This is a genomic window from Mesorhizobium sp. WSM4311 (genome assembly GCF_002295115.1).
Classification (GTDB): Bacteria; Pseudomonadota; Alphaproteobacteria; order Rhizobiales; family Rhizobiaceae; genus Mesorhizobium.
The window spans coordinates 15,149-30,151 of sequence record NZ_NSFV01000018.1 but is presented as its reverse complement, the minus strand read 5'-3'; the positions used below and the strand labels follow the sequence as shown (position 1 = coordinate 30,151).

Below are 15,003 nucleotides of genomic sequence, written 5' to 3'. Positions count from 1 at the left end.
CGGCCAAACCTGCCGTTCAGGGATAGCCAACATTGTGGCACCGCCATGTCATTGAAAGCTATCCGGCAAAGGCATTCACAGAAGCGTTGTTCTTGGCCTTGCGCTTGCCGGTTCGATATGGCAGAAGCCCCGCCATCAGCGGCTGCGGTAGCTCAGTGGTAGAGCACTCCCTTGGTAAGGGAGAGGTCGAGAGTTCAATCCTCTCTCGCAGCACCAGTTTCCCCTTGAATTGCTCAAGACCTTGGCGGACGACCTGAGGTCCAACTCCTAGGCTGTGCGAAATGGCGTTGGCACGCAATGGTGTCTATTCGCGCATGATGCGATAGACGGTTGCATCACCCTCCACACCTCGAAGAGGCGCGTCAAAAGCCACGACACGATGGCCGGCAAGCATTTCGCGAACCCCGGGCGCGCAATAGAGCGCCTCGGAAATGCAGATCTGTCCGGCTTCCGCCAAGGACTGCACGCGCGCGGCGACATTCACGGTCTGGCCGAAATAGTCGAGGTTGTCGTTGAGCGTCACGGCGATCGACGGTCCACAGTGGGCCCCGATCTTGAGGATGATCCCCGGCCCGTCATGGTCGCCGTTGAAGCGATCGATTTCTTCAAAGATGTGGAGTGCAGCCGAAATCGCATCCGAAGGCTGCGAGAATACAGCCATCACCGCATCCCCAATCGTCTTGACCACCGCTCCGGAGTGTTGCTGAACCGCCGCGTTGACCAGAGCAAAATGCTCGCGGACCAAGGCATAGGCGTTGAGGTCACCCAGGCGCTCATACATGGCGGTCGAACCCTTGAGGTCCGTGAACAGGAAGGTGATCTGCCGGATGCCGAGCCCCTCCTTCTCGTCGACACGTTCGGACCGGAAGAGCTGGCGGAAGGTTTGCCGCGCAAGCAGCGCTCCACCGGAAACATAAGGGTCGAAATCGAGCGCCGGCTTGGTGGTCAGCGCGACAAGCTCGGGCGGCCAGTTGATGACAAGCAACGAACCTCGCACTGTCCCCGTATTCGCTACCTCAATGACAATCGGACTAGGTGGCACAGCGGGCAACGCCGGCAAGAAGCGTTTGCCGTCATAATCGATCTTCAGAAGTGTCGGCGCCAACACCGGATCGCCTGATATTGGCACAGCGAATGCGGCCTGCGTCTGCACGTTGACGCCCGAAAGGCCGCCCGGTCCCAGGTCGGCGCGGAGAACTGTGGTGGTGCCGGGCGGCAGAAACGTTATGCCCCGAACGAAGCCGCGCAGAACGTCAAGAAAGCGAACGTCTTGCCCCGGTAGCCGCCCGTCATGTCCGAAGTGGAGCTTCCAGTGAAAATCCTCGACAGGGAGTGTCTCGGGATCGTGGTAAGGCAGGCGCCGCAACTTCGGCGATACCGAGAAGGTGACCTCGATGAAGTCGTCGAGGTTGGTGTCGCCCGATACGTCGCACAGGCCACAGACGTAGTGGGTCTTCAGCGTGCGCAGGGCGCCGAAACTGTCGAGCACCATCCCGGACTGGGGACACAGCACATCCCAGCTCATGTCGAACAAGCCACAACGGGCGGCATGCAGGAAGAGGTCGATTGCTTCAGGCTCGGCGATCGCGCGGTCGCGAGCAAAGGTCAGCGGATTAACGCGATAGAGTGAGTGGTCGTCGGCGCTCTTGATCAGCGTCTCGAATTTCGAGATGACGCGTGGGCTCCAGGCTCGCGCCTGCTCCACCTTGGTCATCTTGCTTTCAAGAAGACGATCGTCGACTATCGTCACGCCGGATCCTCAACCTTGCCTCACGACAGCCTATACGTCGAAGGCTCAGCGCACTCCAGTAATTCGTGCGTCGCTCACTGATTTTGATGGACCGGCCCCCACATAAGCGGTCGAGGGGGGGGGGTGCACACCAAGCCCGCAGCCGGGCCCCTTCAGGTCCTGATATCGGCGACGACCGTTCCGGAGACAGGATCGGTCATGCCAAGGTCGCCGCCGAGATCCTCCAGCATGTCTCGCATGGTGTCCAAAAGGCCGATCATCTGGGGCCGTGCCGCCGCGAGGCTGTCCAAGTCGTTCCATTCACCGACGACGCAGAAGGTCCGGTCGCCGGTCTTGATCAGAGCGGCCTTTCGGAAGCCCGTGGCGTCGAGGCTCGCTTTCTTGTGTGCATCGATGAATGCCTGTTCCTTGCCCGGCTTGGTGCGGAACCGAACGACGTTGTAAGCAGTCATGCCTTCCTCCAATCGATTGCGAAGACTCTCTTGCTTGGCCAACCTTATGGGCGTGCCTCGAGAACCATGTTGAACGGGGTTTCGGTGGCGCGGCGGAACCGCTTGAACCCGCCGCCCGACACCACCTTGCGCAGCTTGGCCTCGCCCGCCTGGGCGCCGAGGCCGAGACCAACCTCCTGCGAAAGCGAGGCAGGCGTACAGATGAAGGTCGAGGCGGCGTAATAGATGCGGCCGACCGGGTTGAGGTTCGCCGAGAGCTGGTCGTGGGCGAAGGGCTCGACGATCATCCAGGTGCCATCCGCTTTGAGCGCGTTGTGCACATGCTTGGCAGCACCCTCCGGATCGCCCATGTCGTGCAGGCAGTCGAAGAATGCGACGAGATCGTAGGTGCCTGGGAAATCCTTGGCTGCCGCAACTTCGAAGTGGGTGTTGCCGGCGACGCCCGCCTCTTTCGCGGCGGCGCGGGCGCGCTCGATCGACGGGGTGTGATAGTCGAAGCCGGTAAAGCGCGAATTCGGGAAGGCCTTGGCCATCAGCACGGTAGAGGCGCCATGGCCGCAGCCGACATCGGCGACGTCTATGCCTCGCTCCAGCTTCTCGACCACGCCATCGAGCGCTGGCAACCAGGAGACGATCAGATTGGCGTTGTAGCCGGGCCGGAAGAACCGTTCCGTGCCGCGAAACAGGCAGGCGCTGTGATCGTGCCAGCCGAGGCCATTGCCGGAGCGAAACGCCTGTCTGACCTTCTCCTCGTCGAGCCACAGCGCCGAGACGACCTCGAAGGCGCCGGCCATGAAGGCGGGGCTGTCCTCGTTGACGAAGACCTGCTCCTGCTCGGGGCTGAGGTAGAAGCTGTCGCCCACCTCGTCATATTCGACATAGCCTGCCGCCGCCTGCGCCGAGAGCCATTCGCGGACCAGCCGCTCCTGCGTGTCGGTCCTTTTGGCGAGCTGTGCGGCGGTCATCTTGCCGCCCGCGCTCATTGCCGCGAAAAGGCCGAGCCTGTCTCCCAGCAGGACCGCCGCCCCGGTGGTGATGGCACCGAGATCGCCGACCATCCTTCCTAGCAGGGCCTCCAGCTTTTCCCGGTCGGGCAGTTTTTCCTGATTGCGCTTTAGCATCGGCTTTCTCCTCCGGCTCGATCCCAAACACTTGCCATGGGCGACAAGCCATATCCCGTCGCCGGGGAAGGCCTCGCGATAACAGTCCACTATTCGCCCCGTAGCGATTGACTGTTACAGCTTCACAGGAACGTGACCGATGACTTGGAATTCTCAGCGAGAGCGGGCCTATACGTCGGCAGAGCATCGGAGCGAATGTGCTAGCTCAGGGGCGCCTGGCTCATCGCGTCAAAGGGATGTGAATCCTCATGCTAAGGCGCTCAAGTTTCAGAAAGAACAAGGCGCATGGCGCAACGTCGGCTTGCCGGCATTCCGTGTTCGACCTCTCGGCGCAGCACCTGGCGAAGCCGCTCTCCGGCCTGCGCATCTTCCATCACCCGAAAACCCAGCTTCTGGTAGAATGGCGCGTTCCAGATCACGTCTCGGAAGGTCGTCAGAGTAAGAGTGACAAGGCAGCGACGCCTCGCATCCGCAATGGCCTTTTCTAGCAAGGCGCGTCCGATACCCAAGCGTTGTCGATCAAGGCGCACGGCAAGTTCCCAAATGTGCAGCGTGTCATCCTGGATCTCCGCGCTCAGGAATGCGATCGGCGGGTCGTCGAGCTCCGCCGCGACCCAGCACGTGCCCTTGGCGATGAGTTCACGGTGGCGCTCGACTGTCTGGTTATCGCCATCGGCAATCCAGGCAAGCGTAGATCCTGTCTTCGAAGGCGTCGATCTCAATTGCAGAAAGATCGTGCTGGGGTTGGGCAAGGGTGGTCATTTCGAGCGCTCATTTCCCTTGGTTCGAGACAAGACCGTCTCAAGCGACAAAGGGCCAGGACCGCCTACTGCAAGCGTTGCAAGGCCGGCTAGGTAAAGCAGGATGATTTCGTAGCCGACAGGCCCGAACCGGATCCCCTCGGCCGTCACCTCAGCAAATTTCACCGAGAAGAATCCATACTGGGAATGGACCGTGAACAATGCAGTCAAAAGCACAATAGCCATCGGCACGCTAACGAGCGGAATGAATGCGCCCGCTAGGACAGCACCGCCGCCGACAAGTTCAACCAGCGTTGTCAACCATGCTAGCGCTTGAGGCTCTGGGACTCCGAGTGTTTGAAGTACGACGCCAAAGCTTCCCGGCCCTCTGCTGAGTTTGGCATAGCCATGGGCAAGGAAGCCAAAGCCCACGATCAACCTTATCGGCAACGGCGCCCATCCGGCTGCCGCGGTGGACGAGGAGAGTTTAGTTCTCGTGATAATTCCACGGAGATGCATTACCGGTATACCCTTCTGTGGGCGGCGTGCCTGAGTTCGGCGCTATCCGAAAAAAGCCCGCCATGGCGGGCTAGGGAGACGACCTCTTATTCGCCCAATGGGACCGACCGTTACAGCATCACGGCATCGTTACCGCCGCTGCGGGAGCCTCGACGAGACCACCGAAATCGCCCGGCCCACCTTAGCCGGCGGACCGGGCGTAATGTGGGAGCGGGGTCGGTCAGGCGGCTTCGGCGGCGAGAACGACGGGAAAGTCGATATCGGTCTCGGCGACATTGTTGATGAGATTGGTCAGGAAGTTCTCGGCTACGATGGCGACGATCTCGATGACTTGAGCCTCGGTAAAACCTGCCGATTTCACGGCCGCTATGTCGGCGTCCGTTACCTTGCCGCGGGTCTCCGCCACCCTGGCAGCGAAATGCACCGCCGCGTCAGCCGTCGAATCGCTCGACTTGCCCTTGCGGTTAAGCGCGATCTCCTCGGGGCTGATCCTTGCCAGGTTAAGGCCGAGATAGGTATGAGCGGACAGACAGTAGTCGCAGCCGTTCACCTGGGCAACGGCCAATGCAATGCGCTCGCGGGTTTTCACGTCCAGTGCTCTGGTGAGCGCGCCGGACAGGCTGGTCATGCCCGCCAGAGCGGCAGGACTTATGGATACGAGGCGGAAAAGGCCGGGAACGACGCCAAGCTGCTTGTTCACGGCGTCTAGAATGGGTTGCGAGGCGGTCGGGGCTGCTTCACGGGTCGGGATGGCGATGCGCGACATTTCATAGCTCTCCTGTTCGATGATGTCGGTGCGACAGGTGCTGCCTATTATCTTCCAGAAGACGAGAGTATTGGATAATTTGGAGATATGGCCTCTCAATATGTGGAAGGGTTTGCGCATGGACCGCCTCGAAGCCATGTCAATTCTGATCGCCGCGGCCGAAACCGGCAGTCTCTCCGCTGCAGGGCGCAAACTTGGAACACCCCTTCCAACGATCAGTCGCAAAGTTGCGGAGTTGGAAGCCTATTTGCACACCCGATTGCTCGTCCGATCGACACGCCGGCTCATCTTGACCGACAGCGGAGCCGCCTATGTCGCCGCCTGCAAGAGAATTCTGGAGCAGGTGAGCGAGGCGGAGAGAACCGCATCTGGTGAATACAACGCGCCAAAGGGCGATCTGATCATTACGGCTCCGGTCGTATTCGGACGACTGCATGTGCTGCCGGCGATAAATGATTTCTTGTCGCACTTTCCGGACATCAATGTCCGGTTGTTGTTGTCAGACCGCAATGTGAATCTCGTCGACGATCATGTCGACATGGCTGTGCGGATTGGCCCTTTGCCAGACAGCAGCATGGTGGCTACGCGGGTAGGATCCGTGCGTCGCGTTGTCTGCGGCAGTCCGGCCTATTTGGGTGACCATGGCGTGCCAAAGGCGCCGGCCGATCTTGCTGGAGTTTCTTGCGTCACCTTCGATGTTCTGGCGTCCGCCACATCCTGGAGTTTTGCCACGCCAGGCTCGAATGTCGAGCAGACCGTAGCTATTCGCTCACGCCTTTCAGTGAATACGGCTGAAGCCGCAGTCGACGCGGCCGTGGCAGGTGTAGGCGTCACCAGGGTGCTCTCCTATCAGGCGGCAAAGGCGATCGCGCAAGGAAAGTTGGTGGCCGTTCTTGAACAGTTCGAACCGGAACCCATGGCGGTCAGCCTCGTCCATGCAGGCCAGGGGCTTTTGCCACTCAAGATGCGATTCTTTCTTGATTTCGTAGCCCCGCGTTTGCGAAAAGCCCTCGCGCCGCCAAAGCATGAGTGATGGCCACCCGCCATTGATGGTCGAGGTTGTCTTCTGCACGGGCCCTAATTCACATGGATTTCAGGACATAGGTGTCTGGAAGTCGGCGAGCCTCGGATGCGCACCGTGCTTTCTCAGTCATTTTCTAGACGCTGAAAAGGTCCGCTCTGCGACGTAGTCGAGCGAAAGGACGCCGGCGCCCCGTGTTAGAACGAGCAGCAAAAGCGAGGCCCACAGCAGATGCTCGGCCCAGTTCTCCGGGAACACGAAGATCTCGATCACTGAAACAACGCCGAGCAGCATCAGCGCGCCGAGACGCGAGAACAGCCCCAGGAAAAGCAGCACCGCCCCGGTGATCTCTGCCGTTGTCGCCAGCGGCGCCGCGATCGACGGATCGATGAGGGGTAGATTGTATTCGCTGGCGAACAGCTGCAGCGTCACCGGCCAGGACGCCAGCTTCGATTGTGCAGACTGCCAGAAGACATGCGCAATCGCGACTCGAGCTGCGAGCTGGACCAGTGAAAATGGGACATGCTCCGGCAACTTGATCACTCGTCGGTAAAGACCAACAAGGCCGGCAGGGCGAGGGGTGGAATATTCCGGTATCGCAGTCATGATCGTGTCCTTCAGTTTGAGAGGGGGAGCACCGGGACGCGCACGTCGGTGACGAGCCTGTCGCGGAAAAGACGCACAAGCGCTGAAACCAGGTCGAAGGCCGGATCGAGCGCCAAGGCGCGACCAGCGGCATGCTCAAGGCCGAAGCCGTGCTTCAGCGAATGCCAGAAGGCGAAGCTCGCGCGGTCGAGCAGAAAAAGCCGCACGTAGTTCCCCGATCGCCACAGCGCCACGCGTTCGGGGCGCCTTGTCCAGGTGATTTTTTCATCGGCCGCCGTCTCCTTTTGATGCTCCATCCACACCGATAGGATCGACCAGTGCGAGACGATCAGTCGCAGTGAGGGCTGGAGCAGGATATCCGGCGACAGGCCAAGGTCGGTGCTGTCGTATTCTGAGAGGCTGCGGGCCGACAGCGAAGCTGTATCGAGCGCTTCGGCAATGGCCCATTCGAGCCGCGCCGTTTCGGCGACGATCGGCATGTCGGACAGGGTGTCGATGGTCTTCAGGAAGCGAGGGAAGCCCGCGCCATATCGCGCCAGGCGTGACTCCACCGGCGGATGCCGTCGAATGAACTCGCTCGCCATGAAGCGGAAGAAACGTTCGTCGACGAGGCGGGCCGTAACGGGGAACACCGCCATCAGCACGGCAGTCAAAGAACTGCGTGTGTTGTTCTGGTAGATGCGCAGGCGAGCCATTGGGTCGGCCTTGCCGGCGGTGAGCATTTTTGCGTCGATCAGAGGCTCCATGGCCAGCACCGAGCGCGCCACGATGGTCTGCAGATGTTCAAGCGGCAGCATGATATCCTCCCCCGATTGTCGGCAAGGCGACGGGCATCGCCGGTCTTGTTCTGGCGGCGGCAAATGCCGCAAGCACAGGCATGCTGGTTCGCGTGCTTTCGAAAGTTGGCAGGCTGGACACTGGCAGGACCATGGTCGGGACGGCCTGCCTTGCGGCCTGCTTGCGGTTGAACATGATCGAAGCGGAAAGCATGTCGGCCCACATCGCTTCGCCGAGCAGCACATCGAGAACAGGAACATCAGTGTCCCATTCGATCAGGGTAGGGCGCGGTCCCAGCCGACTTATGGCATGCTGGTAGAGCGTCCAGACAACCGGTGGCACGCGCGAGCCATGATCGTCGATGAGGACGGTGTCGGCCCCGACGTGATTGGTCGCATGTCCGGCAAGATGGATCTCACGGATAGCCTCTACTGGCAGCGCATCGATGAAGGCTTTTGCATCATATTGGAGGTTGTGCGCCGAAACCTGGACATTGTTGACATCCAGCAGCAGGCCGCAGCCCGTTTGCGCCACCAGTTCGGCCAGAAATTCAGCTTCATTCATGGAGGAGTCTGCAAACGCGACATAGGCGGACAGGTTTTCGATCAGCACCTGCCGCCCCAGAGCGCCCTGGACAGTCTCGACATTGCGCGCCACGATCGCCAGCGCCTCTTCGTCATAGCGCAGCGGCAACAGGTCGTTCAGGTAGGCGCCGTCGGCCACGCTCCAGGCCAGATGTTCCGAGACGAGATCGGGCTGGAAGCGCTCGCAGACCTTGCGCAGCCTTTCCAGATGATCGCGGTCCACCCCTCGCGCGCTGCCCAGCGAGAGGCCAACACCATGAACCGATAGCGGATAGATCTGGCGCAGTCGGTCCAACGCCTCGACGCCGGCGCCGTGGCCCATGTAGTTCTCGGCATGCACTTCGAGCCAGCCAGCGGAGGGTCTGCGGATCAGCATCTCGCTGATGTGGGGTGAGCGAAGACCGATGCCCGCTGATGGGGGGATCGAGAGGCGCTGAAATGCACGGGACATCGGTCTGCTCCTTCCAAGGGGGTTGGCTCGAAGTCTGATCGGTCAGGCCTTTGGCTTGTCGCTGCCGCCAGCGATCTTGGCGCAGCTGCCGGCGGGCACGTAGAGCCACGAATCCGGCTGGTTGTCGGCGGTCGAGGTGCCGGCGCAGGAATGCGTCGCGGTCTGGCAGTCGTTCTGGCCAGCCTTGACGACGCCGTAGCACTTTTCGAAGGCGAAGGCGGGCTTGGCAGCCGGGCCGCTATAGGCTGCAGTTGTAGCAAGCGAAGTGGCGGCCGCGAGGGCCGATCCGATGAGGGTCTTGGTGTTGATCACAGACGTGTCTCCTGGTTGCGTTTCGAGGGAAAGACCGACCTTGCGGCCTGTCTGCAAGCAGTGTCCCTGATCCGGCAGCCGAGCTGAAATGCTGTCTCGGCATGGAATTGATACGCGGTCACTATGTTGAAGCCCCTGCCAAGCAAAAGCCCTCCGGCGGGGAACCGGAGGGCTTGGCGCCTGCGTTCGTGAGCGGGCGAAGCAGGCGCGGCCAGGCGGAGGGAGGCGCCTAGACGTATCGATTTTTGCTGTCGACGACGGAGCTTTCGCTTGAGGCCGAGTGGTCGGCGAGGAGCCAGTCCTCGGCTCGCTGCCGTCCGCGGTCACGCATGTCGGTCAATTCGCCCCAGTCGGTCCAAGGCCTGGTAAACAGGGCAGCGCTTGTTCTGTGATGACTGTCGAAGAGGACAGATGCTGGGTTCACGGCATTCGCGGCGGGGCGGTAAGCCGCACAAGGTGTCATGCAACCGGAGGGTTTGCCGCTGACGATGAGCCAATGCCCAGCCTCGATCGGCTGCATCGGCGGCAATGCCGAAAAATCGCCTTCGCCCCAATACGTATCGCCGTTGATTTCCACGGCCGGAAAGAGGAATGGGACTGTCGCTCCCGCCAGGATCGCGTCGATCGACAACTGGTCGCCGGAGAAAATCGTCACGGTGTCGGTGCTGGCATTCGAAGCCAGGATGTTGAGCTTCAACTGGCAGCTATTTTTGTGCAATTCGGCAATGTCGATCGACTGCTCCAGGATCGATTTCAATGGATTGGCTATCGCGGCCACAGACATCGATGCGTGGCTGACGCGCCGCCAGAAATTGGTAAGCGCCGTCTTTGCCCCACGCCTGCCGCCCAAAGCAAGTCCGTAGGCAAGAACCGCTGCTTCCATGCCTCCGAAACCGGATGCGGTGATGCTGCGGAAGGAAAGGCGAGGTTCATCCAGCAAGCGATCGAGAACGCCCCAGACAAATGCGCCGTGCGCGTCGCTTGCCAGGGTAATGTCGATAAGCTGGCGGTCTTCCATCGCGGGTCTTGCACCGGCAATGAAGGCTTCGTCGGTTGTGGCCTGGATTTGCATCTTGGGTCTCCTCCCGAAACGCCAGGCAGGGCGTTCGATGGAGACACTGTCGCATGATCCTCCATTAGCGAAATGCCAAGGTGGCATGAACTCCATAGGGAGATTGCATTGGCTGCAATCCCTTGCGCACCGCAAGGTCTTGCCAGGCTGGCGAGAATCCCGCGATCTCGCTTCGGAGCGGAGGCCAAGAGGGTCGCCGGCGGGCCTTCGGCACAAAGAGGAGCGTGTCAGCAACACAAGCTGTCCGCCGCGCGCACCGTCACGGGCGCCATGACGGACCGCTATCGACTTTATAGCCGCAGTGCATTGGCGCCAAAGCGAGCCTTGCTGCAGTCTCCGACGCACGAACAGCCTCGTATGCAACTCGGGACAAATCGGCATGGACATTCACCACATCCGCTACTTCCTGGCCGTGTGCGAGACACGAAACTTCACGCGGGCAGGCGAAAAGTGCAACGTCACTCAGCCGGCGCTGTCTCGCGCCATCCAGCAGCTCGAGGAGGAGGTCGGAGGGTTGCTGTTTCGTCGTGAACGAAGCTTGACCCACCTGACCGATCTGGGTGTGCTTCTTCGCCCCCGTTTTCAGCAGATACTCGACGAACTGACAGGAGTGCGGCAGGAGGCATCGAGGTTCCTGTGCCTGGAAAACGCCAACCTCAAGGTCGGTGTCATGTGCACCATCGGCCCGCGTCGCTTCACCGGCTTGCTGACCGATTTCAACAGACGCCAGCAGGGCATCCAGCTGCAGCTGGTCGAAGGCGTGCCGGCATCGCTCTCCCAACTTCTGGAGTCGGGCGAGATCGACGTCGCCATCATGGCGTCAAGCGACAGCTTCCCGGACCGCTTCGACGTCACACCGCTTTATCGCGAGCGCTTTGTCCTCGCCTTTCCAAACGGCCATCGGCGGGCTCGCAATGACAACGTGGCCATCTCCGAACTCGATGGCGAAAATTATCTCAGACGTCTCAATTGCGAGTATCGCGATCACCTCGCCGGCCTGTGCACGGATCGGGGTGTGAAGCTCAGGATCTCCTACGCCAGCGAACGCGAGGACTGGATCCAGAATATGGTGTCCGGAGGACTGGGCATCTGCTTCATCCCCGAATTCAGCGCGGTGATTCCAGGGTTGCAGGTCCGTCCCGTCATTGATCCTGAGGTCTGGCGGGAAGTATCCCTGGTTGTCGTTGCGGGCCGCAGGTTCTCGCCTGCGGCATCGGCTTTCGTAAGCAGCGTCAAGGCGCATGGCTGGCCTGAGAGCGCGATCGTCCAGGCGATCCAAAAGACCGCTGCCTGAAGCAAAATCGAAGAATTAGAGGATCGCGCGAGGCGGTTTGCCGCGTGTGCCTCACATGCAGGTGTGATGGTCCACGATAGTTTTCAGGTATCGAATCGAAAGCCAGTCAGCATTTCTCTTTCTTCGCGGCTCCGATCACTCTCCCTGTCATGCCCCGCCTCCCGCGTTTGGGCACCGACAAAGGAGAAATACAAGATGGCCATCAAGAAACTCAACCTCGCGTTTGCGGTCGGGCTGCTTTCAGCAACTGCTGCCTTTTCCGCTGCTCCGGCCTTCGCCGGCGACTGCCCAGCCGGCCAGGCCGCCACGACCGACATCCAGGAACATCCAAGCAAGCCGGTCGGCGTCGTCGACACGGTTCTCTCCGCGATCGATCTGAGCAGCAAGGGCGAGGCCTGGAAAGGCAATATGCTGCGCCTGCGCAAGCTCGTCGTGCAGCCGGGCGGCGTCGTGCCGTGGCATGAGCACAATGTCCGCCCAGCCAACATTATCGTCGTCGAAGGCTCGATCACCGAATATCGCAGCACCTGCAAGGTCGGCATCGAGCATCCGGCAGGCGACGTGACCGCCGAGTTCGGCCAGCTCGCTCACTGGTGGAAGAACAACGGCAAGGTGCCGGCGGTGCTGTATTCAGCCGACGTCCTGCCGCCGGCAATGCACGAAGACCACATGATGTGAGCCGCTCGGCGCGGCGAACAGATTCCAGCATCAGCAACCGAAAGCGCGTCCTCGGGGTGATCTCCTGGGGACGTCCGGCCACGGAGCCCCGTCATGACAACCAGTGAACAGACAGAGACGGCGCGCCTGCACACGGTGGCCGCCGACAGTTGGCGTTTTGGACTTGTTGCGTTGATCGCATTTCTTACGCTTGTCGATCTGTTCGCCACCCAAGCAATACTGCCCTCACTGGTGATAAAATTCGGCGTCAGCCGCGCGACCATGGGCTTCGCCGTCAATGCCAGCACGTTCGGCATGGCGGTAGCCGGGATCGCCATCGCTCTGTTCGGGCGCGGCATAGATCGCCGCAATGGCATCTGGATCAGCCTCGCCATCCTTGCCATCCCAACGACGCTGCTTTCGCAAACAGACAGCATCGTCGTCTTCGCCTTTTTGCGAGTGGCGCAAGGCCTGTGCATGTCGACCGCGTTCACGCTGACGATGGCCTACCTGGCCGAGCATTTCTCCGCGCGGCAGACGACGAGTGCGCTTGCCGCCTATGTGACGGGCAACGTCGCCAGCAACTTTTTCGGACGCCTGATGTCGGCCGCCGTCGCCGACACGTTCGGCATCTCCACCAACTTCCTGACCTTCGCGGCCCTCAATCTATTTGGCGCGGCGCTCGTCTGGCACACGCTGCAAAAGACTTCCGCAACGACGCGCGCCGATACGATCGGTCAAACTGTCCGTGCGTCCTGGAAGGGCCCGCTGGAAAATGCCGAACTGCGCGCTTGTTTCGCGATCGGCTTCCTGATCCTCTTCGTCTTCATAGGAACCTTCACTTATGTGAATTTCCAGCTTGTTGCCCCGCCGCTGTCGCTGTCGCCGATGGCACTGGGACTGATCTATTTCGTTTTCCTGCCATCGATGTTGACCACGCCACTCGCCGGGCGTGTCACGGCCGGTCTCGGCCCGAGGATCGGCATCGGTGCAACGCTTGCGATGGCAATCGCCGGGCTGCTGCTGTTGCTCACGACCAGCCTGCCGATCGTCCTTGCAGGGATGGCGTTGGTCGCAATGGGAACCTTCCTGGCGCAAGCGATAGCTACCGGACATGTCAGCCGGACCGCCTCGCGTGATCGCACCGCCGCGAGCGGCATCTACCTGGCCTCCTACTACGCGGGTGGGCTCGCTGGCAGCTTCGTCATCGGACAGATTTACGACCGAGTCGGGTGGACCGCATGCGTGGCCGTGCTCGCCGCCTTCCTTGCGGGTGCGATCGCAGTGGCGCGCGTGCTGCAACCCTCAAAAACGTGACACCCAGAACCGAAAATGGCTATCCAACAAAGGAGACTGACATGACCAACTCCCTGAAAACCATGATTGCCGGAGCCGCCATCCTGATAGCTGCCGTCATCCCGGCCGCCGCTTCTGATGGCGTTGTGACGGTGAAGAGCGACTATTCCGTCGGCGAGACGGTCGCGCGCATCAAGAGGGATGTTCTCAAGAAGGGCATCAAGTTCTTTGGCGTCATCGACCAGGCAAGACTTGGCAAGAATGCCGGCAACGATGTCAGGCCGTCGCGGCTGGTGATGTTTGGCAATCCGGCGCTTGGGACGACCTTCATCACGTCAAATCCGGAAGCCGGCCTCGACTGGCCGGTGCGCGTGCTGGTCTACCAGACAGCGGATGGTGCGGTTTACGCCGCCTATAGCGACTTCGACTGGATCGCCAAGCGCCATGGTATCACCGACCGCTCGCCGCAGTTCAAGATGGCGACCGAGGTCATCCAGTCCGTGACCTCGACGATCAGGAAGAACTGAGCCTGGACACGTGCCGGAGACCCCGCGCTCCGGCATGCGAAAGAACGTTTGCGCGCAGAGGCTATTCCGCGGCGGATAACGCCTTTGCACGCTCGCCGAACCACTTCTTCTGCGTGGCCTCGCGCACGAGCGCGCCAACCGCCGGCGAATGCCTGCGGCCGCGCACCGTGACGAGATTGACCTCGCGCCAGAATTCCGGATCGGTGATCGGCAACGGCACCACTCCGGGGTGCTTGGCGGTATGCTCAGGCATGAACCCGAAACCAAGCCCGGCGGCGATCATCGCGAGCGTCCAATCGTCACGATCGCTCCAGTAAACAGGACTGACCGTGACGCCCTGCTCGGAAAGAATGGCGTCGGCATAACCGGCAAATTCACAATTGTTGCGGTGGATGTAGGTCTCATTGCTCATATCCGTCACCCGAACGCTGGGCTGGTTGGCCAAGCGATGGTTGAGATGAACAGCCATCACCATCTGTTCCTGAAACAACGGCAAGGAGTGAACTTCCTCATCGGGCACATTTGACGGCAGCGCGTAAATAGCCGCCTCAAGGTCGCCTCCGAGCAGCCGTCGTCGCAAGCTCGGTGCATCGGCATCGCATAGATGAAGCTCAACGCCGGGATGGTGTGTGCGCACGGACGAGATGAGTTCGATGATTTCATTCGGAGCTATCGTGCTCATGATGCCGACCCGGAGAGGCGTTTTCTTAAGGTGCACATATTGCTCGGCGATCTCCTTTGCCTGCCGGGAGTTCTCGAAAACGCCTTCGAGATAGGTCTCGACCATGCGACCAAGTTCCGTCAGATGTGTAAAGCGTCGCTCGCGGTGAAAAAGCGCGCCGCCGAACTCGTATTCGAGCAGCTTGATCGCGCGTGACAGTGCCGGCTGCGTAACGTTGCACAGCTCTGCTGCCCTGGTGAAATTCAGTTCCTTGGCGACGGCCAAGAAATATCTTACCTGGCTGATCTCCACTGCGAGCTCCCCAGCGGCTGGCATGCGGGACGACCCACGTTGCCGCGTGATCTTACTAGTTGCCCCGACGTCAAACAACCCGATC

General features: G+C 60.8%; 17 protein-coding genes and 1 tRNA gene. 6 read left to right on the top strand and 12 right to left on the bottom strand.

Annotated features, from left to right (window positions below; all coding sequences use genetic code 11):
- Positions 1 to 141 precede the first annotated feature (141 nt).
- Positions 142 to 216, top strand: a tRNA-Thr gene (locus CK226_RS30440).
- Between the two features lie 88 nt (positions 217 to 304).
- Here the strand turns inward: CK226_RS30440 and CK226_RS30435 are convergent.
- From CK226_RS30435 to CK226_RS30410, 6 genes are all read right to left on the bottom strand, one after another.
- Positions 305 to 1,750 carry an adenylate/guanylate cyclase domain-containing protein gene (locus CK226_RS30435; protein ID WP_095793803.1) on the bottom strand — a complete coding sequence of 482 codons (1,446 nt, stop codon included), beginning with the start codon at positions 1,748 to 1,750 and terminating at the stop codon, positions 305 to 307.
- Between the two features lie 152 nt (positions 1,751 to 1,902).
- Positions 1,903 to 2,202, bottom strand: coding sequence for an antibiotic biosynthesis monooxygenase (locus tag CK226_RS30430; RefSeq protein WP_095793802.1), 300 nt, complete (start codon positions 2,200 to 2,202; stop codon positions 1,903 to 1,905).
- A 44-nt stretch (positions 2,203 to 2,246) separates the two neighbouring features.
- Positions 2,247 to 3,323: a class I SAM-dependent methyltransferase gene (locus CK226_RS30425; protein ID WP_095793801.1), complete on the bottom strand. Its 1,077-nt coding sequence runs from the start codon at positions 3,321 to 3,323 to the stop codon at positions 2,247 to 2,249.
- Between the two features lie 260 nt (positions 3,324 to 3,583).
- Positions 3,584 to 4,075, bottom strand: a complete 492-nt coding sequence (locus CK226_RS30420; protein ID WP_095793800.1) for a GNAT family N-acetyltransferase — start codon at positions 4,073 to 4,075, stop codon at positions 3,584 to 3,586.
- 6 nt (positions 4,076 to 4,081) lie between these two features.
- On the bottom strand, positions 4,082 to 4,582 hold the full coding sequence (locus tag CK226_RS30415) for a DoxX family protein (RefSeq protein WP_095775289.1): 501 nt from the start codon (positions 4,580 to 4,582) through the stop codon (positions 4,082 to 4,084).
- Between the two features lie 220 nt (positions 4,583 to 4,802).
- Positions 4,803 to 5,348, bottom strand: coding sequence for a carboxymuconolactone decarboxylase family protein (locus CK226_RS30410; protein ID WP_095793799.1), 546 nt, complete (start codon positions 5,346 to 5,348; stop codon positions 4,803 to 4,805).
- Between the two features lie 118 nt (positions 5,349 to 5,466).
- Here CK226_RS30410 and CK226_RS30405 point away from each other — a divergent pair, with 118 nt between their 5' ends.
- Positions 5,467 to 6,381, top strand: a complete 915-nt coding sequence (locus CK226_RS30405) for a LysR family transcriptional regulator (RefSeq protein ID WP_095793843.1) — start codon at positions 5,467 to 5,469, stop codon at positions 6,379 to 6,381.
- 117 nt (positions 6,382 to 6,498) lie between these two features.
- Here the strand turns inward: CK226_RS30405 and CK226_RS30400 are convergent, their stop codons facing one another.
- From CK226_RS30400 to CK226_RS30380, 5 genes are all read right to left on the bottom strand, one after another.
- A complete protein-coding gene (locus CK226_RS30400) occupies positions 6,499 to 6,975 on the bottom strand; it encodes a DoxX family protein (RefSeq protein ID WP_095775291.1) in 477 nt (158 codons plus the stop codon).
- Between the two features lie 11 nt (positions 6,976 to 6,986).
- Entirely contained in the window at positions 6,987 to 7,772 is a 786-nt protein-coding gene (locus CK226_RS30395) for a DNA-binding domain-containing protein (protein WP_095793798.1), read from the bottom strand.
- The gene (locus CK226_RS30390; RefSeq protein ID WP_095775293.1) at positions 7,759 to 8,787 is read right to left on the bottom strand and encodes a DUF692 domain-containing protein; all 1,029 of its coding nucleotides are present in this window, start codon (positions 8,785 to 8,787) and stop codon (positions 7,759 to 7,761) included. Before CK226_RS30390 ends, CK226_RS30395 begins: the two co-directional genes overlap by 14 nt.
- A gap of 42 nt (positions 8,788 to 8,829) precedes the next feature.
- Complete coding sequence (locus CK226_RS30385) at positions 8,830 to 9,099, bottom strand: DUF2282 domain-containing protein (protein WP_095775294.1); 270 nt, start codon at positions 9,097 to 9,099, stop codon at positions 8,830 to 8,832.
- A gap of 229 nt (positions 9,100 to 9,328) precedes the next feature.
- Positions 9,329 to 10,171: a hypothetical protein gene (locus tag CK226_RS30380; RefSeq protein WP_095793797.1), complete on the bottom strand. Its 843-nt coding sequence runs from the start codon at positions 10,169 to 10,171 to the stop codon at positions 9,329 to 9,331.
- Between the two features lie 379 nt (positions 10,172 to 10,550).
- Here CK226_RS30380 and CK226_RS30375 point away from each other — a divergent pair, with 379 nt between their 5' ends.
- The 4 genes from CK226_RS30375 (at position 10,551) to CK226_RS30360 (ending at position 13,945) form a co-directional block, all read left to right on the top strand.
- Complete coding sequence (locus tag CK226_RS30375; protein ID WP_095793796.1) at positions 10,551 to 11,465, top strand: LysR family transcriptional regulator; 915 nt, start codon at positions 10,551 to 10,553, stop codon at positions 11,463 to 11,465.
- Between the two features lie 195 nt (positions 11,466 to 11,660).
- Positions 11,661 to 12,143, top strand: a complete 483-nt coding sequence (locus CK226_RS30370; protein ID WP_095775297.1) for a cupin — start codon at positions 11,661 to 11,663, stop codon at positions 12,141 to 12,143.
- A gap of 93 nt (positions 12,144 to 12,236) precedes the next feature.
- Positions 12,237 to 13,439, top strand: coding sequence for an MFS transporter (locus CK226_RS30365; RefSeq protein WP_095793795.1), 1,203 nt, complete (start codon positions 12,237 to 12,239; stop codon positions 13,437 to 13,439).
- A 41-nt stretch (positions 13,440 to 13,480) separates the two neighbouring features.
- The gene (locus CK226_RS30360; protein ID WP_095793794.1) at positions 13,481 to 13,945 is read left to right on the top strand and encodes a DUF302 domain-containing protein; all 465 of its coding nucleotides are present in this window, start codon (positions 13,481 to 13,483) and stop codon (positions 13,943 to 13,945) included.
- Positions 13,946 to 14,006: 61 nt separating this feature from the next.
- Here CK226_RS30360 and CK226_RS30355 read toward each other — a convergent pair whose 3' ends face one another.
- On the bottom strand, positions 14,007 to 14,918 hold the full coding sequence (locus tag CK226_RS30355) for a LysR family transcriptional regulator (protein ID WP_095793793.1): 912 nt from the start codon (positions 14,916 to 14,918) through the stop codon (positions 14,007 to 14,009).
- Between the last annotated feature and the right edge of the window lie 85 nt (positions 14,919 to 15,003).